18 protein-coding genes are annotated in these 22,662 nt (G+C 45.2%); 17 read left to right on the top strand and 1 reads right to left on the bottom strand.

The window, feature by feature from the left end; translation table 11 throughout:
* Positions 1–227: 227 nt before the first annotated feature.
* A complete protein-coding gene (locus MKX46_RS06275; protein ID WP_029517767.1) occupies positions 228–1,559 on the top strand; it encodes a PhoH family protein in 1,332 nt (443 codons plus the stop codon).
* A gap of 98 nt (positions 1,560–1,657) precedes the next feature.
* On the opposite strand, the gene MKX46_RS06270 is transcribed toward MKX46_RS06275, so the two are convergent.
* Entirely contained in the window at positions 1,658–2,743 is a 1,086-nt protein-coding gene (locus tag MKX46_RS06270) for a coiled-coil domain-containing protein (protein ID WP_029517766.1), read from the bottom strand.
* 297 nt (positions 2,744–3,040) lie between these two features.
* Here MKX46_RS06270 and MKX46_RS06265 point away from each other — a divergent pair, with 297 nt between their 5' ends.
* From MKX46_RS06265 to MKX46_RS06190, 16 genes are all read left to right on the top strand, one after another.
* Entirely contained in the window at positions 3,041–3,691 is a 651-nt protein-coding gene (locus MKX46_RS06265; RefSeq protein ID WP_029517765.1) for an RsfA family transcriptional regulator, read from the top strand.
* 126 nt (positions 3,692–3,817) lie between these two features.
* A complete protein-coding gene (locus tag MKX46_RS06260; protein WP_049817000.1) occupies positions 3,818–4,777 on the top strand; it encodes a ketopantoate reductase family protein in 960 nt (319 codons plus the stop codon).
* Between the two features lie 4 nt (positions 4,778–4,781).
* Entirely contained in the window at positions 4,782–5,171 is a 390-nt protein-coding gene (locus tag MKX46_RS06255; RefSeq protein WP_013311106.1) for a DUF3397 domain-containing protein, read from the top strand.
* Between the two features lie 153 nt (positions 5,172–5,324).
* On the top strand, positions 5,325–7,028 hold the full coding sequence (locus tag MKX46_RS06250; protein WP_029517764.1) for a peptide ABC transporter substrate-binding protein: 1,704 nt from the start codon (positions 5,325–5,327) through the stop codon (positions 7,026–7,028).
* Between the two features lie 202 nt (positions 7,029–7,230).
* Positions 7,231–8,163, top strand: a complete 933-nt coding sequence (locus tag MKX46_RS06245; RefSeq protein ID WP_029517763.1) for an ABC transporter permease — start codon at positions 7,231–7,233, stop codon at positions 8,161–8,163.
* A gap of 4 nt (positions 8,164–8,167) precedes the next feature.
* On the top strand, positions 8,168–9,118 hold the full coding sequence (locus tag MKX46_RS06240) for an ABC transporter permease (RefSeq protein ID WP_029517762.1): 951 nt from the start codon (positions 8,168–8,170) through the stop codon (positions 9,116–9,118).
* Positions 9,119–9,129: 11 nt separating this feature from the next.
* Positions 9,130–10,068 (top strand): ABC transporter ATP-binding protein, encoded by a 939-nt coding sequence (locus MKX46_RS06235; RefSeq protein ID WP_029517761.1) that lies wholly within the window; start codon positions 9,130–9,132, stop codon positions 10,066–10,068.
* 122 nt (positions 10,069–10,190) lie between these two features.
* On the top strand, positions 10,191–11,822 hold the full coding sequence (bshC, locus tag MKX46_RS06230; RefSeq protein ID WP_029517760.1) for a bacillithiol biosynthesis cysteine-adding enzyme BshC: 1,632 nt from the start codon (positions 10,191–10,193) through the stop codon (positions 11,820–11,822).
* Positions 11,823–11,887: 65 nt separating this feature from the next.
* The gene (locus MKX46_RS06225) at positions 11,888–13,153 is read left to right on the top strand and encodes an adenosylhomocysteinase (protein ID WP_013311100.1); all 1,266 of its coding nucleotides are present in this window, start codon (positions 11,888–11,890) and stop codon (positions 13,151–13,153) included.
* A gap of 331 nt (positions 13,154–13,484) precedes the next feature.
* Positions 13,485–13,922 (top strand): division/cell wall cluster transcriptional repressor MraZ, encoded by a 438-nt coding sequence (gene mraZ / locus MKX46_RS06220; protein ID WP_013311099.1) that lies wholly within the window; start codon positions 13,485–13,487, stop codon positions 13,920–13,922.
* A gap of 17 nt (positions 13,923–13,939) precedes the next feature.
* Positions 13,940–14,890, top strand: coding sequence for a 16S rRNA (cytosine(1402)-N(4))-methyltransferase RsmH (gene rsmH / locus MKX46_RS06215; protein WP_023989455.1), 951 nt, complete (start codon positions 13,940–13,942; stop codon positions 14,888–14,890).
* A 24-nt stretch (positions 14,891–14,914) separates the two neighbouring features.
* The gene (locus MKX46_RS06210; RefSeq protein WP_029517759.1) at positions 14,915–15,295 is read left to right on the top strand and encodes a hypothetical protein; all 381 of its coding nucleotides are present in this window, start codon (positions 14,915–14,917) and stop codon (positions 15,293–15,295) included.
* Positions 15,296–15,355: 60 nt separating this feature from the next.
* On the top strand, positions 15,356–17,710 hold the full coding sequence (locus tag MKX46_RS06205; protein WP_029517758.1) for a penicillin-binding transpeptidase domain-containing protein: 2,355 nt from the start codon (positions 15,356–15,358) through the stop codon (positions 17,708–17,710).
* A gap of 81 nt (positions 17,711–17,791) precedes the next feature.
* The gene (locus MKX46_RS06200; RefSeq protein WP_025721601.1) at positions 17,792–19,708 is read left to right on the top strand and encodes a stage V sporulation protein D; all 1,917 of its coding nucleotides are present in this window, start codon (positions 17,792–17,794) and stop codon (positions 19,706–19,708) included.
* 55 nt (positions 19,709–19,763) lie between these two features.
* Complete coding sequence (locus tag MKX46_RS06195) at positions 19,764–21,251, top strand: UDP-N-acetylmuramoyl-L-alanyl-D-glutamate--2,6-diaminopimelate ligase (RefSeq protein ID WP_029517757.1); 1,488 nt, start codon at positions 19,764–19,766, stop codon at positions 21,249–21,251.
* Positions 21,251–22,654 carry a UDP-N-acetylmuramoyl-tripeptide--D-alanyl-D-alanine ligase gene (locus MKX46_RS06190; protein ID WP_029517756.1) on the top strand — a complete coding sequence of 468 codons (1,404 nt, stop codon included), beginning with the start codon at positions 21,251–21,253 and terminating at the stop codon, positions 22,652–22,654. Before MKX46_RS06195 ends, MKX46_RS06190 begins: the two co-directional genes overlap by 1 nt.
* The last annotated feature ends 8 nt before the right edge of the window (positions 22,655–22,662 follow it).

Below are 22,662 nucleotides of genomic sequence, written 5' to 3'. Positions count from 1 at the left end.
TGTCTAAAGTTATAGTGAACCAAGTCTAGGTCCAGTGAGCAATCACTGGGCCTTTTGTGTCTAAATTCAAAAATGGACAGGCTCAGAGGCTATCTTCACTTACAACTTTTCGTTGTTTTATGCTGCTTTGGGGTTCTTTTTTCAGGGAATCAGCAAGTATTAGGTACCCGGTGAATAGGTATAGGTATGAAACACGAGATTGTCCACGCCGCTTTGGAGGGGATTTAATGAAGAAAATTTTTGTGCTGGATACGAATGTGCTGCTGCATGATCCGAAAGCCATTTTTACCTTCAAAGAACATGAAGTTGTTATTCCAGCTGTAGTTCTGGAAGAAATCGACTCCAAAAAACGCAACGCGGATGAGATTGGACGGAATGCCCGCAATGTATCGCGATTGTTGGACGGGTTGAGAGAAGTGGGCCATCTGCATAGTGGCGTTCCACTTCCCCAAGGTGGAAGGCTTAAGGTTGAGTTGAACCACCGAAGTTTTTTGAAAGTTCAGGAGATGTTCGGGGAGGTTTCGAACGATAACCGGATTTTGGCGGTCGCCTTGAATTATCATCTGGAAGAGCAGGAGCAGCCTGAGCCGCGTTCGGTCGTTTTGGTCAGTAAAGACGTGCTGGTCAGGATCAAAGCAGATGTATTGGGACTGCTGACTGAAGACTACCTCTCCGATAGAACAGGCGATTTAAGTGAGCTATACCCCGGATACTCGGCAATACAGGTGCACCCGTCCATCATAGATGAATTTTACTCTAACCGGTTTTTACTAATCAAGTCACTGGAACTACCTTATACACTGTATCCACATGAATTTGTCATTCTGAAAGATGAAATGGGAACTGGAAAATCAGCATTACTGAAAGTTAACCAGGAGGCAGAGCGATTAGAGCCGCTGTACTTAAGTAACGAATCAGTATGGGGAATCAGCGCGCGCAATGCTCAACAGAGGATGGCATTGGAGCTTTTGCTTAATGATGATATCCCTCTCGTGACCATTACAGGAAAAGCGGGTACGGGCAAAACGTTGCTGGCGCTGGCGGCAGGTTTGCTTAAAGTAGAGGATGAGCATCGCTTCAAGAAACTGCTGATTGCTCGACCTGTTGTTCCTATGGGCAAGGATATTGGTTATTTACCAGGAGAAAAGGATGAAAAGCTTCGTCCATGGATGCAACCAATCTACGACAATCTGGAATATCTGTTTGATGCCAAAAAATCAGGTGATATCGACAAAATTTTGATGGGCTTGGGCAGTATTCAGGTGGAGGCACTTACTTATATTCGCGGACGTTCGATACCTGGGCAATTTATTATAGTCGATGAGGCGCAGAATTTATCCCGACATGAGATTAAAACGATTGTGTCTCGGGTGGGTGAGGGAAGCAAGATCATTTTGATGGGAGACCCGGAGCAGATTGATCACCCTTATCTGGATGCAGCCAGCAACGGTTTAACCTATGTGGTGGAGCGGTTTAAGCAAGAAGGGATTAGCGGGCATATTATGTTGGAAAAAGGAGAACGCTCCAAGCTCGCGCAGTTGGCAGCTGATTTGCTATAAAGTCCTATCGTTATTACAATAATAAAGACCTCGGGAATATCCCGGGGTCTCTTGTTTTGTACACGTAAAAGTTCAGAACAATGAAAGTGGGCAAAAGCTTATTTAAAGTTTAATTCGAGCTTAACTTCAAGCATTCCTGCTAAAGTGCGTACTTCTGTGGCTTTGACATAGGAAATAAGCTGCTGTGGGTAGAAACCCAGATCAAAATCCCTTTCCAGCTTGTTGCGGGTCGTATCAGGTAGTTCCAGACCATTAAATACTAATCGATCCACATGAAATAAAATTGCATTTTTCGGTTCATTCTCTACCGTGTAGTGACCTTCTACCCTTAATTTCATCGTTCCTTGTTGGCCTTCTACCATAATTTGATCCTGCGCAAATGTAAAGTTGAAGTGATTAAACAATTCATTTTCTGACTTTAAAAAACGGTTAAAGTCCTCTTCACGAATGCTTATCGTAATGACTTTTCCATTTGTAACCATGGCACCTTGTTGTTGTTGAATGAATTGCGGTAAATCCTGCATAGCTTGAGCTAATGCTTTAAAGTGTTTATTTACCTCGTAGACACCTACATTTTCCCAATAAGCTGTCATTTCGCCAATTAGCTTGCGTAGGGTATCCGGGTCATTACTGGCGCTAACGCCGTCATTTACACGCGACTGAAGCAGGACAATGCGTTTGCGTTGAGCCAGTAAGTTTGTTTTGACTGTCTCCAATTCCATTGACGCTTGGATGACTTGTTGTTCTGTTTTTCGCATAGATTGATAATTGGATTCGTATTCTTGAAGCACATCCTGATCGTGACTAATCAATAACAAGTAGTAATCGTACAGAGAGAGAAGTTGCCTTATACTTTTTGCCCCTAGCACCACACTTAACAGCTTGTCCCTTTCCCCCATATAATAAGATCGCAGCACAGAGCCTGCACGCTTCCGTTGTATGGTCATTTGCTCTTGCTGAACGGTGAGGTTACTTCGCAGTTCCTGCTGGCGCTGCAAAAGAGTCTGTTGCTCCTGACTGATTCGCTCAATTTCATGGTCTATCTCTACAATCGACAGACTATCTTGTAAAATCTGACTTTCTTCTTGGGAGGGAGCGGCTAGAGTAGGACGTACATATATGAAAGTTAGCAACATAATGGTGCTCAGCAGGGTGCTGATTGTGATTTTTATTCGTTTGTTCATTTGGTTTCCCCTTTTATGTATTCCCGAAAAAAACTCATGGTAATGTATATGATCCTTTCTGTTTCTTTAACCATTCATTTTATTGTACAGCAGTCTGAGCATGCTTGAAACCCGAAACTGTTTACGTTCACGTATGAGTTCTTGCAGAAATGGAAATACAATTTAGTATCAAATAGATTCTATGAACTCTACGAGAGGCATAGGAATGAATAAACAGCTTTTATACCCTATTCAAATACCGGCAGGATCGGTTCATGAAGACGGTTATTTCAGGATGTTGTTAGGAGGGCTAGAGGCATGACTGCAATAAGACAAGATGCATGGAGTGTGGAAGATGACTTGATATTGGCGGAGGTGACATTGCGGCATATCCGTGAAGGTGGAACGCAGCTTGCTGCGTTTGAGGAGGTTGGACAAAAGATAGGAAGAACCTCTGCAGCATGCGGCTTTCGTTGGAACAGTTGCGTGCGCAAACGTTACGATGAAGCAATTAGCATTGCCAAAGCACAGCGCCAGAAGCGCAGTTATATCCGCAAGCAGAACCCGGTAGGTGTATCACAGGTTGCGGCTTTTGCCTCGCTTGATACAGTCGAAGGTGGGTACAGAACGGATGGTACGAGTGAGGATACATTATCTATTGATGCAGTAATTCGTTTCTTGCGTCAATGGAAGGGATCCGTCCAGGAAACGAATCGGCAGATTAAGATGCTGGAGAAAGATTTACGGGAAAAGGAAGAAGAATTGAGTCAGCTTCGCTCCATTAATGACCGGCTGTCCAAAGAAGTGAATGAGGTGCAAACCGACTATCGTGTTGTGAATGATGATTATAAAGCTCTGATTCAGATTATGGACCGGGCTCGGCGCTTGGCTCTAATTACTGAAGATGAGGAAGAGCTTAAATCCAGATTCAAAATGGATGCCAATGGGAATCTGGAGCGCATTGAGTAACAAGATTACTTCTGCAATTCTGAAATAAAACGTCAACTAGCGCTTTGCCGTAGTTGGCGTTTTTTGTATTTCTTTAGAGTGCATATGATATAGTAGAAAAAAAGATGGAAGCGAGACGATACAAAGGTGATTGATATTATTGGAGCGGGTTCGCTGGGATTGTTGTTTGCCGGGAGGTTATCTGCCTCGGGTACAAAAGTAAGGCTGTGGACACGTACACTTGAGCAGGCACGCGTCATTACTCATGAAGGAATCACTGTGTTTGATAAGGAGGGGCAGGTGGCAGTACATATGTCTGGAGATAAATTGAAGGTAGCGCCATTGGCGGATTGGCAACGGTTAAATTCACAGGCTCCGGCACGATGGATAATGCTTATGACCAAACAGGGGGCGATTGAGGAAGTATTAGAACAGATCCAGCCTGCAGCTCAAATGGACAGAGATATAGGAATCGTTTGCTTGCAGAATGGAATCGGTCATATAGAACGCATTAGAAAGGCTTGGCCTAAAGCTGTGGTATACCCTGCTGTGACGACTGAAGGAGCCAAGAGGCAGGGAGTCGCATCTATTATACATGCAGGATCGGGTGTTACTGAAATAGGTTGTTCGGAGGAAGGGGAGGAGTCGAAGAACAATAATTTTAACCAATGTGTGCTAAATCGGCTGCTTGCAGCAGGATTTGACGCTTGCTTGTCGAAAGAAATCGAGAACGGTATGTATCGCAAGTTGTTGATCAATGCTGTAATCAATCCGCTGACGGCGGTATGGCGAGTTCGTAATGGCGAGCTGCTTTCGCCCCCTATTCGAATACATATGATGCGCAGGTTGTACGATGAAGGCATTCAAGTGTATGAAGCTCATGGTATCCACTGGGAAAACGCATGGTGGGAGCAAATTATAAATGTATGCCGGTCAACGGCAGAAAATCACTCGTCCATGCTAGCTGATGTACTTGCACAGTCCATGACAGAAGTTGCTTCAATTAACGGACAACTGGTGCAGATGGCAGATCAGGCTGGGGTTACTGCACCAACTCATGAGGTATTGTGGCAATTAATTGAAGGTATGCGGCTAAAAGAGGGGTGATCAGTTGAGTCTTATACAAGGTACCATTATCACTTTCAGTATTCTTCCCTTTTTTCCGTTTTTGATCGTGTTTGCGGTTTGTCGCTACATTCTTAAAATGGAAAAAAAGAAATCGTTACTTACTTCTATGGATATTACCACGTTTTTTCTGATATTTTCCGTCGCAGCACTCTTTAACGTCATTTTTACATCTCGATTCGGTTTTTATTTGATTCTACTGCTCCTATTACTGGCCTTGGGTTTAATTGGAGGAGCTCAAAATCGAATAAAAGGAAAGGTTGATGGTAAAAGATTATGTAGAGCGGTCTGGAGATTAACTTTTATAGCAATGACATTGGCGTATATTTTGTTGACTGTTGTTGGTATATTTAAGAATATATTCAACATCATGTGATATAACATGACATGAAACGGTGAGAAAATATGAATTAATCATGTTTTTTTGAAAAAAAAGCTCAATTTGAAGAAATGTAATGTAGATTTTTTTGACCGCTGGTTGTATAATCTATAAACATATACCACTTTAGAACTAGGGGGAAAACGCTAGATGAAAAGGAAAAGCTTTTTAGTCCTTTTGACACTCATTCTTGCAGTTGGCGCATTGCTCGCAGGTTGCGGCTCCAGCAAGAACGATACCAATGGTAAGGGCGCACAAGAAAACACCTCGACTACGCCGGCTCCGGCCGACAAGCAAATTTTGCGCATTAACCTTGCATCCGAGCCGCCAACGTTCGATCCGGCACAGGCTCAAGATACTCAAGCAAACACTGTTTTAAAAACAATGTATGAAGGTCTTGTTCGCATGGGCCCTGATGGTAAAGAAATTCCTGGCGTAGCTGAATCTTGGAAGATTTCCGATGACGGCAAAACCTATACGTTTAAGCTTCGCGATACTGCAAAATGGAGTAATGGCGACCCAGTCAAAGCAAGCGACTTCGTATTTGCTTGGCAACGGGTATTGGATCCTTCCACGGCTCCTGCACCTCCATATGCTTACCAATTGTACTATATCAAAAATGCTGAGGGTTACAACCTGAGCACTTCCAAATCTTTTAAAGGTACTAAAGTTACGGACTTCAAAGATGTAGGTGTCAAAGCAGTTGACGACCATACATTACAGGTAGAACTGGAACATGCAACACCTTACTTCCTGGGATTGACTTCTTTCTACACCTATTATCCGGTGCATCCGTCTGTTAAAGGTAATGATAAATGGGCGACTAAAAAAGAAAGCATGATCACTAACGGGCCTTTCACATTGTCGACTTGGGAGACAGGTCAAAAGATTGAGGTTTCCAAAAGCGAGAATTATTGGGGTAAGGACGAAATTAAACTGAAGAAAATTACAATGTCCCTTGTAAACAGCGGTGCAACAGAACTCGCTTCTTACAGAAGTGGACAACTTGATTATGCAGGTAAACCAAATGGTGAAATTCCTGCAGACCAAATGATGGCTGTGAAAAATGAAATGCCTAATGAATTCCAGGCTAAAGGTATAGCAAGCACCTATTACTATTTGTTTAACGTCACCGAAAAACCGTTCAATAATCTTAAAATTCGTAAAGCATTTGCAATGTCGATTCAACGTCAGCCGATTGTTGATAGAGTAACGATGGGTGGAGAGATTCCTGCTTACGGCTTTGTACCTCCGGGTATTAAAGGTTTATCTCAGGAATACCGTAATGAGCATAAAGATGATTATTTCAAAGAAGATGTAGCTGAAGCGAAGAAATTGCTTCAAGAAGGTATGAAGGAAGAAGGAGTAACTTCACTCCCTCCAATCACTCTACTCTACAATTCTACTGAAGGACACCAAAAAATTGCTTTGGCAGTTGCAGATATGTGGAAGAAAAGCCTGGGAATCGATGTGAAAACGCAAAACCAGGAGTGGGGCGTATTTATCCAAACACGTAACAAGTTGAATTTCCAAATTGCTCGTGGTGGATGGTCTGCTGACTTTAATGATCCGATGACATTCTTGGATATCTGGACAACTGGTAATGGCAACAATAATTCTGGATATTCTAATCCTGAATATGATGGTTTGATTAAAGCGGCTAAAACAGAAACTGATCCAGGAAAACGCATGGAAATATTTGCGAAAGCAGAGAAGCTTCTTGTTCAGGATGATATGGTTTTACTGCCGATTTATTACTACTCTAATACTTCTTTGACGAAACCAAATGTAAAAGGCGTTGCCTTGGATTTTAGTGGTGCAATTGATTTTACAAGAGCTTATATAACACAGTAAGTAGCTGATACTTGATTCTGAAGTTGAAGAGTTACTTCGGGATATATATGTGGGTACTGCCATATATATCCCGTTTTTTTTGTGTGTGAGGGTTCTTCTTAATATGATTAAATTAACCATGCATATAAGTAGATTGGACAACCCAACTCTATTTCTATAGAATCGAATGGTGTCGAAAAAATATGGGGGGTGTAAACGGGCGATGGCGCGTTATTTGATCAGTAAATTTATATTTATGCTTATTTCTTTGCTCATTCTGATCTCTGCGACGTTCTTTCTGATGAAGGCAATTCCAGGTAACCCTTTTATGAGCGAAAGAGCGACGTCTCCTGAGATTCAAGCCCGATTAATGGAACAGTATGGGTTGGATAAGCCTGTATATGTACAATATTTTAAATACTTAGGTGATATTGTTACGGGTGATTTTGGTATTTCTATGAAAAAATTGAATCAAGATGTGAGCGACATTATTGGACAGACCTTTATGGTATCATTAAAATTAGGTCTGGTAGCAATTATTGTCTCCATTATTGTCGGTATTTTACTAGGCATGCTGGCGGCTTTGTACCATCGTAGACTCATTGATACCGTAGCGATGATATTGGCAATTCTAGGTATTGCGGTTCCCAGCTTCGTTTTGGCATCATTAATCCAGTTCTTTTTTGCCCAAAAGTTGGAATTGTTTAATGTTATGGGTTTTGAGGGCCCAATGGACTACGTTCTGCCTGTTGCGGCTTTGTCCGCTCAACCAATTGCGTTTATTGCACGATTGACGCGTTCCAGTATGATAGAAGTACTGCATGCAGATTATATCAAAACGGCCAAAGCTAAAGGCTTGAAATCCATTACGATCATGTTCAAGCACGTTGTGCGGAATGCTATTTTGCCAGTTGTTACCTACGTAGGTCCAATGACAGCGAATATTATTACCGGATCTGTGGTTATTGAACGGATTTTCGGGATTGGCGGTATTGGTAAAGTGTTTGTGGAAAGTATCACAAGCCGTGATTACACTATGATTATGGGGATAACGATTTTTTACGGTGTTTTGCTTATGTTAGCGCGTTTTATTACAGATGTCGCGTATGGGTTTATTGATCCTCGGATTAAGCTGTCCGGCGGGAAGGAGGGGTAACTTTATGTCTGTGAAAGACAATGCTGTGAATTTGGATAAACTTCAGGTGAAACCGGAAGATTTCCAAAAAATAGGTGTCGATGAAAAGCAGTCTGAAGTTATTCAGCGAGAAAGCTTATCTGCTTGGCGCGATGCCTGGGAACGACTTCGTAAAAACAAGGTTGCAATGACTAGCTTGATTGTTTTAGTTCTGATTGTGCTTTTTTCTTTAATCGGCCCGATATTGTCACCCTATAATTATTACTCTAATGATTTACTCAGCACGAATCTGCCACCTTCCGCGGAGCATTGGTTCGGTACGGATGATCTTGGACGTGATATGTTTGTCCGTACATGGATGGGAGCACGGATTTCCTTGACGATAGGTCTGGCTGCAGCTTTGATTGATTTGCTGATTGGTGTTATTTATGGTGGAATTATGGGTTACTTTGGTGGCCGCGTTGATGAAATCATGAATAAATTTTCTGAAATCTTGTACTCCATTCCTTACTTGCTTGTTACGATCCTGTTGCTGGTTGTACTGGAGCCAAGTATCACTACAATCATTATTGCGCTTTGTGTGACCGGGTGGATTAACATGTCGTGGATTGTACGTGGTGAAATGATGCAACTCAAAAACAGAGAGTTTGTACTTGCTTCCCGTTCCATGGGTGCTGGAGCAGGTCGTTTGCTTTTCCGCCACCTCTTGCCTAATGCAGTAGGTCCGATCATCGTTACATTGACGTTGAGCGTTCCGACCGCTATTTTTTCCGAAGCTTTCCTGAGCTTCCTCGGGTTAGGGGTACCGAATCCGGAGGCATCGCTGGGTTCAATGATTGAATCAGCTCTGACCGGGTGGATGTATTACCCGTGGCGGATGCTTTTCCCGGCAGGTTTGATCAGTTTGATTATGCTTGCGTTCAACCTTTTTGGCGACGGCTTGCGTGATGCGCTTGATCCGAAGTTGAAGAAATAGGAGGTGAGATCATGGTGAGTAGCAACAATTTAATTGAGGTTGAAGGTCTTAAAAAGTATTTTAATGTTGGCAAAAACCGTGTGCTCAAAGCGGTGGACAACCTGAATTTCTATATTCGTGAGGGTGAAACGCTGGGTATGGTTGGCGAATCCGGCTGTGGTAAGTCTACAGCGGGTCGTACGATTTTGCGCTTGTATGAACCTACAGCAGGAAGCGTACGTTTTAACGGGACGGATATTTACAAATTATCACCGAGTAAAATGAAAGCCATGCGCCGTGATATGCAGATGATCTTTCAAGATCCGTATGCATCATTGAACCCGCGTTTTACTGTTTCTGATATTATTGGTGAGGCGCTGGATATTCACAATATGGCGGGTAGCCGTGCAGAACGTAAGAAACGGATTGAAGAGTTACTTGATCTGGTTGGTTTGAACCCTGACCATGCAACACGCTATCCGCATGAGTTTTCTGGTGGTCAACGTCAGCGGATCGGTATTGCACGCGCACTAGCGGTTAATCCTAAATTCATCATTTGTGATGAGCCGATTTCAGCTCTTGACGTATCTATCCAGGCTCAGGTTGTCAACCTGCTAAAAGAGCTTCAAGAACGTTTGGGTCTGACATATCTGTTCATTGCGCATGATCTGTCGATGGTTAAGCACATCAGTGATCGGGTAGCTGTAATGTATATGGGTAGAATGGTCGAGCTTGCAGAAAGCGCTGAGTTGTATGCAAATCCGATCCATCCTTATACGAAAATGCTTTTGTCGGCGATCCCACTTCCTGATCCAGAAGTAGAAGCTAACAAAAAACGGATTATTATGCCAGGCGACCAAGCAGGCCCGATTCATGATGCATCTGGCAATAAGACAGGGGCTTATAACCTGGAAAATGCCACGCTTATCGAAGTGTCTAAAGGACATTTTGTAGCTGAGCCTTACGCCTGATCTTGTTTTATGCAACAACCGCCGAGTTATTCGGCGGTTTTTTTTGTAGGAAGCTTTGACGTGGACATGGGCTTTCGGTACAATCAAGCAGTAAGGTTTTGGTGGAGACAGGAGGCAGACCCATGAAAATAATTCCGGAAACGCTTCGCGGAGGGTCGGCTTTGGCAGAAGATTATATACAGGGTACGGGACGCGCAAGCGATTTGTATGAGTATAATGTGCTGCACGCCGATGCTTATGCCCAACGGGCGAAGTGGCTGGATAAGACGGGGCATCTGCGATTAAACCGTAAGGATGTCGTAGCATGTCTTCGTATATACAATGAGAAATACAATTCGCATGAGGCGGTTCGTGCTTCATTGGACCGTCTGGATAGTCCAGATGCCTTAGTAGTAGCTGGCGGACAGCAAAGCGGACTGTTCACAGGTCCGATGCTGGTCATTTACAAAGCCGCTACAATTATTAAGGCAGCGAGAGAAGCTGAGGAACGGCTTGGACGTCCGGTTATCCCCGTCTTCTGGATTGCTGGCGAAGATCATGACTGGGATGAGGTCAATCATACATACGTAATGGCAAATGACCCACAAGCCGTCAAAATCAAGCTGAATAAGCAACTAGAACGCCGTTCTTCGGTTAGTGCGATTAAAGTTGATACTGTTGAGTGGAAGCAAGCGATAGCGGATATAGAGCAAAGCTTGCCAGATTCAGAACATAAGGCTGATATAATGCGCATGATTGAGAACGGATTAACGGACTCATATGGACTGAGTGAAGCCTTTGCCAAGTTGCTGGGCCTTTTGTTCGGCAGCTATGGATTAGTACTTTTGGATTCAGCAGATCCTTCGCTACGCAAGCTGGAAGCATCCGTTTTTAAGCGGCTGGTTCAGCACAATGATGAGTTGGAGCAGGCTTACCGGACGACTGCCACGCGGATCGTAGATTATGGCTATCATTTACAAGCGGATGTGCATGAAGGCGGCGCGAATCTCTTTTATATCCATGAAGATGAACGTTTGCTGCTTTTCAAAAAAGCTGGGCTATTCACAGATCGACACGGTCTGGTGGTGTTTACTGTGGATGAACTGCTTGAAGAGATAGATAGACATCCCGAACGTTTTAGTAATAATGTGCTAACTCGTCCTCTAATGCAGGATTCAATGTTTCCGGTGCTGGCATCTGTGCTGGGTCTAGGAGAGATTGCTTACTGGGCGATTACACGGGATGCTTTCGGGGTGTTGGAGATGCAGATGCCGATACTGCTGCCACGGATGTCTTTTACGTTGGTAGAGTCAGGTGTGGAGAAGCATATGCTTAAGTATGAATTAAGTTTTGGTCAAGTTCGAGACGGACTTGAGGAACGGAAAAAGCAATGGATTGCCACTCAAGACCAGCTTGGAATGCAGGATCAGTTTTCCGGGGCAAAGGAAGCTTTTGTCCGCATGTACGAACCGCTTGTGCAGCAGACAGGTTTGATTGAAAAAGGTTTGCTACGGCTTGGAGAAACCAACCGCGATAAGATTCTGTCACAGATCGCCTATCTGGAGGCAAAAGTTCAGGAAGCGTTGCTTCGACAAAATGAAACAGCACTTCGCCAGTGGGATCGTATTGAATGGTCGCTTTTCCCATTTGGACAGCCGCAGGAGCGGGCGTATACGATCTATCATTTTCTGAATCGTTATGGTCTCAGTCTGATGGATACGATTATGAATGTACCATTGGATTTGACGGGGACGCATCGTGTTATTTATGTATAATTTGTTGTTTTATATAGGATTTATCATGGAATAAAATTTAACCAATTTGAAGGAGGAAACAAAGTATGACTTCCCATTCTCTGCAAAATAGCATAGTTCACGATCTTAAATTGGCTCCTGAAGGTCATTTGAAAATTGATTGGGTAGAAGCACATATGCCGGTATTGAACCGTATACGTCAACAATTCGAGCAAGAACAGCCTTTTGCTGGTTTGAAGGTAACCATCTGTCTACATCTGGAGGCCAAAACGGCTTATTTGGCTAAAGTGGTACAAGCAGGTGGAGCGCAGGTAACTATTACGGGTAGTAATCCATTGTCCACACAAGATGATGTTTGCGCCGCATTAGTTGAAGATGGCGTTACAGTATTAGCTAAATACAATCCGGACCCAGAAGAATTCAAAAATTTGCAAATCAAGGCACTGGAAACAAAGCCGGATCTCATTATAGATGATGGTGGTGACTTGGTTACTCTGTTGCAATCCGAACGGCCTGATCTGATTTCTACGATCCGTGGGGGAGCAGAGGAGACAACTACTGGCATTATTCGTTTGAAGGCATTGGAAAAAGAAGGGCAACTTCACTTTCCGATGGTGGCTGTTAATGATGCTTACTGCAAATATTTGTTTGACAACCGCTATGGTACAGGACAGTCAGCTTTCGACGGCATTATTCGTACGACTAATCTGGTTGTAGCCGGAAGTACAGTGGTTGTGGTAGGTTATGGCTGGTGTGGCAAAGGGGTTGCAATGCGTGCGAAAGGGTTGGGAGCCAACGTTGTTGTAACCGAAGTTGATCCAATCAAGGCTGTAGAAGCCCATATGGATGGTTTCCATGTGTTACCAATGGTAGAGGCTGCCAAACTGGGTGATTTCTTTATTACAGTAACTGGTAACAAGGCTGTAATTACAGGGGAACACTTTGATGTGATGAAGGATGGGGCTGTGCTGTGTAACGCAGGGCATTTTGATGTGGAGGTTAGTAAGCCTGAGCTTGCTAAACGTTCCGAATCCATTCGTACGGTGCGTCGTAATATTGAGGAATATCGCTTTAAAGATGGACGTAAAATGTATTTGCTGGCAGAAGGACGCCTTGTGAATCTAGCTGCCGCCGATGGTCATCCAGCAGAAATTATGGATACGACATTTGCGCTTCAGGCGCTTGGCTTGAAATACGTGAATGATCGTTATAATGAGCTTGGTAAGGCCGTTATCAATGTACCTTATGAAATTGATGAGCAGGTAGCTCGATTCAAGCTTGATAGTCTGGGAATTCAAATTGACACGTTAACTGAAGACCAAAAGATCTATTTGGACAGCTGGAACGCGTAAGCGGATTTTTCGTCACGATTTTCGCTGCAAAAGTGTTGTGTTTTTAATGCAAGTGTTTGTTTAGGTTGACATAATGGACAGAGAGTAAGCCCTTTATTCCGTGTGGTTTCGAAACCTGATGCATATTGTCGGGTGCCGGCTTCATGGGATAAGGGGCTTTTTTGTATCTTATGACGCAGGGCTACAATAACAGACATAATGCTATGGATCCAGCTTCTATCACTTTTTGGTAATGAAAAAGAGGTCTTTGATTTTTTAAAGCGAATCTATTATGCTTAGGTGGTGGAAAGTGGGCCAAAGTGGGAGAATGGGGTAAGGGGTGACGAAACCAATGTTTATGGGGGAGTTCCAACATAGCATTGATGAGAAGGGTCGGCTTACTGTACCGGCCAAGTTTCGTGAACTTCTCGGTGCCTCGTTCGTGGTTACCCGCGGGCTGGACCAATGCCTCTTCGTGTATCCTATGGATGAGTGGGCTGTCATGGAGAAAAAACTTAAAGCACTGCCTCTGATGAAGGCCGATGCGCGGGCGTTTACCCGTTTTTTTTTCTCGGGGGCGACTGAATGCGAATTGGACAAACAGGGCAGGGTAAATTTACCGGGGAATTTGTGCGAATACGCCAAGCTTACTAAAGAGTGCGTCGTATTGGGAGTGTCCACCCGTGTAGAGATTTGGAGTAAGCACACTTGGGAGCAATATTTCAACCAATCAGAGGAAGCATTTAATGACATTGCTGAGAAATTGGTTGATTTCAACTTTGAATTGTAATTTAGGAGGTCAGCCGTTTGTTTCACCACATTACCGTACTCAAAGAAGAAGCAACACAGGCACTAAACATCAGGCAGGACGGGATTTATGTGGACTGCACGTTGGGAGGGGCAGGACACAGTTCCGTCATTGCATCACAGCTTGGCCCTGAGGGAAGGCTTATTGCCTTTGATCAGGACGACTGGGCATTGAACAATGCGCGAGAGAAGCTGTCAGCCTATGAAGGAAAGATTTCATTAGTGAAATCTAACTTCCGCCACTTGCAGGACAAGCTGACTGAATTGGGATTGCCCGAAAAAGACGGCGTCCCGCAGGTCCAGGGTATTTTGTTCGATCTGGGTGTGTCCTCGCCCCAGTTCGATGAGGGGGAACGGGGATTTAGTTACAATCATGATGCGCCGCTTGATATGCGGATGGATCAGAGTAGCTCGCTTACGGCTTACGAAATTGTCAATGAATGGTCGGAAGCAGAGATTGCGCGTATTTTGTTTCATTACGGAGAAGAGAAGTTTTCACGGCGGATCGCAAAGATCATGATTGAACGTCGATTGAACAAGCCTATTCACACAACAGGGGAACTTGTCGATATTATCAAAGAAGGAATTCCGGCTGCGGCACGCAGAACCGGGGGACATCCGGCTAAACGCAGTTTCCAGGCTTTGCGGATTGCTGTAAATGATGAGTTGGGTGCACTGGAAGATACTTTGCATCAGGCAATAAGATGTCTGGCTCCAGGAGGCAGAATTTCGGTCATTACATTCCATTCTCTGGAGGATCGGATATGCAAGCATATTTTCAAGGAGTATTTGGCGAAAAGCATCTATCCATCTGATTTGCCTATTTTGGAGGACAAAATGATAGGCGATCTGAAGCTGGTGAACCGTAAGCCGATTGTAGCGTCAGAGCAGGAATTGGAGCTTAATCCACGGTCCCGGTCAGCGAAGCTGAGAGTTGCCGAAAAATTGTAAATTTAATGGAGAAGGAGAGGCGACATGGCTTATACACGCGGTAATTTGGCTGTAAAAGAAAGAGCCCGTCAGGAACAGGTTCAGCAACAACGGTATCGTGAGACCACCAAAGTCGTTACACGCCGCAGAGAGCTGCCGATTCGAGAAAAGCTGCTGTATCTATTGACACTTGTAGCGTGCATTGTCATTGCTGGTATGTTGATTGGCAGGTACGCTCACATTTATCAAATCAATTATTCGATTAATACGGCAAGCAAGGACATTTCCAAATTACAGACCAATATCGCCCAACTGAAGATTCAAAAAGAGCGTCTGGAAAATCAGATCGTGCCGACTGCAAAGGAACAGGGATATATCGAACCAACAAGAGAGCCCATTCGTGTGGAAAAGCAGGCTGCCAAATAGTTAAGGGCATAGCATCAAGCTATGCTCTGACGTACATTTTTTTGCAGAGAGGTTTGAGCTATGGTCAAAAGAATAAAGCTTCGTACACTGCTGATAGGGGGATGTATTACCCTCTTTTTTCTTGTTCTGCTACTTAAGGTATTTTGGATTCAAGTTGTGAGCGGGGAGTACTGGCATAACCTGGTAGTTACTCAAGTGGAAAAAGATCAGGTGATTCAGCCCAAGCGTGGAACCATTACGGACCGTAAAGGAAACGTATTGGCTACGGATGCACCGGCTTATACGGTAGTTGTCAATCCTACCATCATTCAGGAGTATGATTTGGAGAATGAGGTTGTAGCTAAGCTACACCAATTACTCAAAACACCTGAGGATGAGCTGAGAAGGCATCTTTCTGCAAAGGATAAAGCGGGGAACTACTTAAAAAACCGCGAGATCCGCAATGGAGGCTGGAAGGTAGATCCTGAGGTCAAGGCACAAGTGGATACGTTCAAAGAGTATTTGAAGGATAAGTATCAAGTAATTGGAGCTGTGGACACTGTTCAAGGATCCAAACGCTATTATCCAGAAAATAAGCTGGCTTCCCATGTTCTTGGCTATCAAAGAAAAGATGGCACAGCAGGTATGGGGTTGGAAGCTTATTATAATAAAGAGCTCTCGGGGACGGCTGGAAAGCTTCTCTATCAGCGGGATCGGAAGGGAGTTCCTCTTCAAGGATCGGGAAGTGTCTATGAGCCGGCACAAAATGGTAAAAATTTAAAGCTGACGATTGACGATACGATTCAGTATTATATAGAGGATGCCATGCAGGAAGCTATAGCAAAATACAATCCGAAAACGATGACTGTGGTAGCGGCTGATCCCAAAACGATGGATGTTCTCGGTATGGCGACCTACCCGAATTTTAATCCCAATACATATGGGAGTACACCTTTGGAATATTTCCGTAATAATGCTACTCAGTCCATCTACGAGCCGGGCTCCACGTTTAAGATTGTCACTTTGGCTGCCGCGGTTCAAGAAAAGGTATTCAATCCGAATGAATCCTACCAATCTGGTATGATTCGGGTCGGAGGCTGGGATATTCGTGACGTAAGCCGTAACTGGGGAACGTTAACTTATCTTCAGGGAGTCAAGCGTTCAAGTAACGTCGGCTTTGTCCATCTGGGGCTGGATAAGTTGGGTGGCGAAAGGCTGAAGAAATATATTAATAACTTTGGTTTCGGGGTGAAAACGGGTATTGATCTTCCGAGTGAGTCTACCGGAGCTATCACATTCCATACCCAGTACAAATCCGAGGTCGCAACGGCTTCATATGGACACGGACGTGTCCAGGTGACGCCAATCCAGCAGGTAGCTGCCATCTCGGCAATTGCTAACGGGGGGAAGCTGATGCAGCCTCATCTGGTAAAGGAAATTATAAACCCAGATACAGGCGAAGTGCAGACGATTCAGCCAAAGGAAATCCGCCAAGTGATTACTCAGGAATCTGCAGCTCAGACAAGCAGCTATCTGGAGCAGGTTGTGTCTGACCAGGAAATTGGTACGGGACGCCTTGCTTATATCGACGGATATCGTGTAGCTGGTAAAACAGGTACAGCGACGAAAGTCGTTGGAAAAGTATATGACCATTCGAAGGATGTCGTGTCCTTTATAGGTTTTGCACCGGTAAATGATCCGAAAATGGCTGTTTTGGTTGTTATGGACGAACCTAACAAATCGGTAGGCGGCGGTACAGCAGCAGCGCCTGTATTTAAAAAAATCGTATCCCAATCGTTGCAATATATGGGTGTTCCAAAAACGGGAACTAAAACGAATAAATCAGGTGGTGCTGTTGTAAAAACAGTGAATTTGCCAACGGTACCACAATTAACGGGTCAGGTGAAGAAGGATGCGCAAAACGCATTGCTCAAACAGGGGATTGCCTATGAAACGGTAGGCAAAGGCTCCAAAATTGTTCGCCAGTATCCTGAAGCAGGCGTCAAAATGAAACCCGGACAACGCATTTACTTGCTGACTGAGGATAGTGCTAACATGACTATTCCTGATTTTACAGGTGTTTCGTTGCGTGACACACTTCAAGTCCTAACCCTTATGAGGGTTGGTGTGCAGGTAAGCGGCGAAGGTTATGTCGTCTCTCAAAAGGCGCAAATGGTAAATGGAAAGCGAATCGTCAGTGTGATGCTTCAGCCGGCCAAAGAAACGGTGACCGGAGTGAAACCGGAGGAAACACAGGACTCGACTAATGGAGTTGCAGCTAACCAGATTGGGAGCGCGACAAAAACGGAGGCCGATAATAAAAACGAATCCGGTACTACTGCCGAAGCTGGAACAGACGCGGGAGCTCCTAAGAGAGGAATATCGGCTGTTGCAGATGAGAAAAGTGCTGCTGAGATTAAAGGCGAGGATAACTGATAGCTTGTTCTAATGTTCGTTCTTTTGAATATTCATGAGGTAAGACATGTCATGAGTATTTGAGGAACGGAGGGAGCGCGTTTGAAAAAATCTAACGTGACCATGCGGCGAAGGCTGGTATGGGGGCTAATGGGATTATTTGTACTGTTTGCGGCCTTGTCGATCCGGCTCGCCTATGTTCAATTGGGTAAAGGAGGCGAGCTCTCGGCCAAGGCTGAGGATTCGTGGCGCCGCAATATTCCATTTGCCGCCAAGCGTGGCGAAATTTTGGATCGGCAGGGTACGGCGCTGACCTACAATGTCAGTTCGCCCACAGTCATGGCGATACCAGTACAGATTAAGAAGCCGGAAGAAACGGCACGCAGGCTGGCGCCCTTGCTGGATATGAGTGAGGATAAAGTGCTCAAGCTGATTACCAAACGAACAGCAAGCCAAAAACTTCAGCCCGGCGGACGAAAAATTACGATGGAGAAAGCGCAGCAAATTCGTGATTTGAAGCTGCCGGGTATCGTTGTTGCTGAAGACAACAAACGTTATTATCCTTATGGTGATCTAGCCGCTCATATTCTTGGGTTTACAGGAATTGATAATCAAGGGCTGACAGGCGTAGAGAAGCAGCAAAACAGTAAGCTTCGGGGAATTGACGGAAGTATTGCATATTTATCAGATGCAGGTGGTCGTCTGATGCCAGGTTCTTCCGAAAAATACATTGAACCGAAGGATGGACTGAATTTACAATTAACCATTGATAAGTCTGTGCAGTCCATTATGGAGCGGGAGCTTGACCAAGCCATGGTCAAATTTCAGGCGAAGTCCGCGTTGTCTATAGCTATGAACCCCAAGACGGGTGAAATATTAGGCATGGCTGGACGACCAAGCTATGAGCCAGCGCTATACAAGCAATATGCGCCTGAAATCTACAATCGAAATCTGCCTATCTGGATGACATATGAACCTGGGTCTACTTTTAAAATTATTACATTGGCGGCTGCCTTGGAAGAAAAGAAGGTCAATCTCAAAAATGACCGTTTTTTTGATCCGGGATATATTGAAGTCGGTGGAGCACGCCTGCGTTGCTGGAAGAAAGGCGGACATGGGAGCCAAACTTTCCTTCAAGTGGTGGAGAATTCTTGCAACCCTGGTTTTGTAACATTGGGGCAGCGGTTAGGCAAAGAAACACTGTTCAAGTACATTCGCAATTTTGGCTTCGGCAGCAAAACGGGGATCGACATGATTGGTGAGGGCAACGGCATTTTGTTCAAGCTACCTCAGGTAGGTCCTGTAGAACTGGCGACGACCGCTTTTGGTCAAGGGGTGTCTGTCACCCCGATCCAGCAGGTTACGGCTGTATCAGCGGCAATCAATGGCGGTAATCTTTACAAGCCTCACATTACAAAAGGTTGGGTTCAGCCGGGAACCGGAAAAGTGCTGGAAAAAGTAGAACCAGAACTGGTACGTAGGGTCATTTCAGAGGACACCTCCCGACAGGTAAGGGAAGCGCTGGAAAGTGTCGTTGCTAAAGGTACAGGTCGTCCTGCTTTTATTGAAGGCTACCGGGTGGGAGGTAAAACGGGGACAGCACAAAAGGTGATTAACGGGCGTTATTCTTCCTCGGAGCATATTGTATCCTTTATTGGTTTTGCACCGGCAGATGATCCGCAAATCGTCGTCTATACCGCTGTCGATAACCCGAAGGGCATTCAATTCGGCGGGGTTGTTGCTGCGCCAATCGTGCAAAATATTTTAAAGGACGCGCTGATTGCCTTAAAAATACCACCTCGCACCAATCAAATTGCCAAAGAGTACAAGTATGGAGAAAATCCGATCGAAACGGTACCTGATCTGGTAGGTGCTACTGCAGCTGATTTGTACGAAGATATGAATATGAACTTTATGCTCGTAAAATCCGGGTCAGGCAAGACGGTCGTGAGTCAGGCGCCGAAGCCGGGCTCCAGATTGGAGCGGGGATCAACGATCCGTATTTACATGGGGGATTGATAGGTTCATTTTATACCATACTATGAATAACGAGAGAGCAATGGAGGAATGAAAGATGCAGCTTCAACAATTGGCTTCACTGCTGGCCGTCTCCCGTGTCGTGGGTGACGGTACAGTGGATTGCCGAGGAATCGGGGCGGATTCACGTCGAGTGCAACCGGGAGATTTATTTCTGTGTCTGCCAGGTTTTACAGTGGACGGACATGACTATGCTGAGCAGGCAATTGCGTCCGGAGCGGCAGCTTTGGTCGTTGAACGGGAACTGGATGTACCTGTTCCGCAGCTTGTAGTTAAGGATGCACGACATGCCATGGCGGTTTTGGCGGATTATATGTTTGATTCACCGAGCCGACGCATGCGCATGATCGGCATAACCGGAACCAACGGTAAAACAACGATAACTTATCTGATTGAAAAGATCATGAAGGACGCCGGGGTGAACACCGGACTGATTGGTACGATTCAAATGCGTTACGGTGGTCAGTCTTATCCAATGTCTGGCACTACGCCCGAAGCGGTGGAACTTCAACGTTATCTGGGAAATATGGCAGAGCAGGGGGTTCAATGCTGTGTCATGGAAGTATCCTCACATGCGTTGGAGCAGGGTCGCGTCAAGGGAACTGATTTTCGCACAGCTATATTTACAAACCTGACGCAGGACCACCTGGACTACCACAACACAATGGAGGAGTACCGTGCTGCAAAAGGACTTTTGTTCTCTAGGTTGGGAAATGCTTTCTCGCGCGATGCATCAGATAGCAAATATGCTGTTCTGAATGCAGACGATCCGGCTTCTTCCTATTTGCAGGCTCAAACTGCGGCCCAAGTGATTACATACGGCGTGGAAAAGGAATCTGATGTGCAGGCATCTCGTATCACTATTGGTGCCAAGGGAACCTTCTTCCATGTGTCCACTTTTAAAGGAGATACCGATATTGAGCTTCGAATGGTGGGCAAGTTCAATGTGTACAACGCACTGGCGGCCATTACCGCAGCTCTGCTGGAGGGAATTTCGCTGGCGGATATCAAGAGGAGTCTAGAGTCTATCGCAGGCGTAGATGGGCGGGTAGAGCCTGTAGATGCGGGTCAGCCCTTTGCTGTTATTGTAGACTATGCCCATACACCGGACGGATTGGAAAATGTCCTTCGCACCGTAAAGGAATTTGCGGTCGGTAAAGTATGGTGTGTATTTGGATGCGGCGGTGACCGGGATCGTACGAAACGTCCGTTGATGGGGAAAATTGCTGCGCGTTACAGTGATCATTCGTTTATTACTTCCGACAATCCGCGAACAGAGGACCCGAAAGTGATTTTGAAAGACATCGAACAAGGGCTGATTGATGAAGGTATACCCGCAGAACGATACGAATTGATCGTGGATCGCAGAACTGCAATTCATAAAGCTGTTGAAATGGCAAGCCCTGACGATGTAGTATTGATTGCGGGAAAAGGTCATGAGACTTACCAGTTGATCGGAAAAACGGTGCATGAATTCGATGACCGCATCGTAGCCAAAGAAGCGATAAGGGGTTTATCCAAGTGATGAAAAGAACAACCGGTCAGATTGCATCTATGTGTGAAGGAACACTTCACGGAGAAGCGGACGCCGAACAGATAGTCGAAGGCGTTTTTACAGATTCTCGCAGGCCGCAGAGCCAAGGGTTGTTTGTTCCACTCGTGGGCGAACGATTTGATGGGCATAATTATGTGCAGCAGATCGTAAGTGAGGCAGGTGCAGCTGCATTTTTATGGCAAAAGGATCATGGCGTACCTCCGGCTGAGAACGCTATTGAGGTAGAGGATACGTTAGAAGCCCTTCAGCATCTAGCAGCTGCATACTTACGCGAGACTGGCGTTTCTGTCGTTGGGATCACGGGAAGCAACGGCAAGACGACAACGAAAGACATCGTAAACGCTCTGCTGGGCACGACTTTTAAAGTACACAAAACCGAAGGAAATTATAACAATCATATCGGTTTGCCTTTAACGGTACTGTCCATGCCGCAGGATACAGATATTCTCATTCTGGAGATGGGCATGAGTGGACGTGGAGAGATTCGTCTGCTGGCTAATATTGCCCAACCAGATGTAGCTATCATAACGAACATAGGCGAATCGCACTTGCTGCAGCTTGGTTCTCGTGCGGAAATCGCTCGTGCAAAGTTGGAAATCACAAGTGGCCTTAAGCCCGGTGGTTTGCTGATCTACAACGGGGATGAACCACTGCTTTCACAAGTGTTGGCGGAGTCTGAAACGGTCAAGCCTGAAGGTTTAAAATTATTTACGTTCGGGCTAGCTGCAGGCAACGATGACTATCCAACTGAAATCACTTCGGATGGAGAAGGTAGCTTATTCATAACAGCCCAATCTGGCAAAGAGGCTTTCCGACTTCCCTTGCTTGGACAGCACAATGTTGTAAATGGTTTGGCAGCACTGGCGGTAGCGCGTCATTTCAATGTCGATGCAGATCATATACGTAAAGGGTTGTCGTCTTTAAAACTGACGGGCATGCGTATTGAGGTCGTGAACTGTCCTAATGGACTTACTGTGCTAAACGACGCTTATAATGCCAGTCCGGCTTCAATGAAGGCTGCAATTCAGACGTTGTCTGCGTATAAAACGGATGGACGTAAAGTCGCCGTACTTGGTGACATGCTGGAGCTGGGACCTGAGGAAAAGCAATTCCATGAGGAAATTGGAATTTTCGCGGCAAAGCACGACGTAGAGGTACTGTTTACCTACGGTGCGTTAGGCACTTCGATTGCACAGGGCGCGCAAGGGTTGATGCCAGCTGTTAACGTGCACGCTTATACAGATAAGCAAGAGTTGATCCAGCATTTGCGGGTTCATCTCCACGCCAATGATATTGTGCTGGTTAAGGCATCCAGAGGGATGCGACTAGAAGAAATTGTGGATGCGCTGAAAAACGGTCCGCTACAGAACTGATGTTGACG

The organism is Paenibacillus sp. FSL P4-0113 (assembly GCF_038009305.1).
Lineage (GTDB): Bacteria > Bacillota > Bacilli > Paenibacillales > Paenibacillaceae > Paenibacillus > Paenibacillus polymyxa_D.
This window is presented reverse-complemented; position numbering and strand designations above follow the sequence as displayed.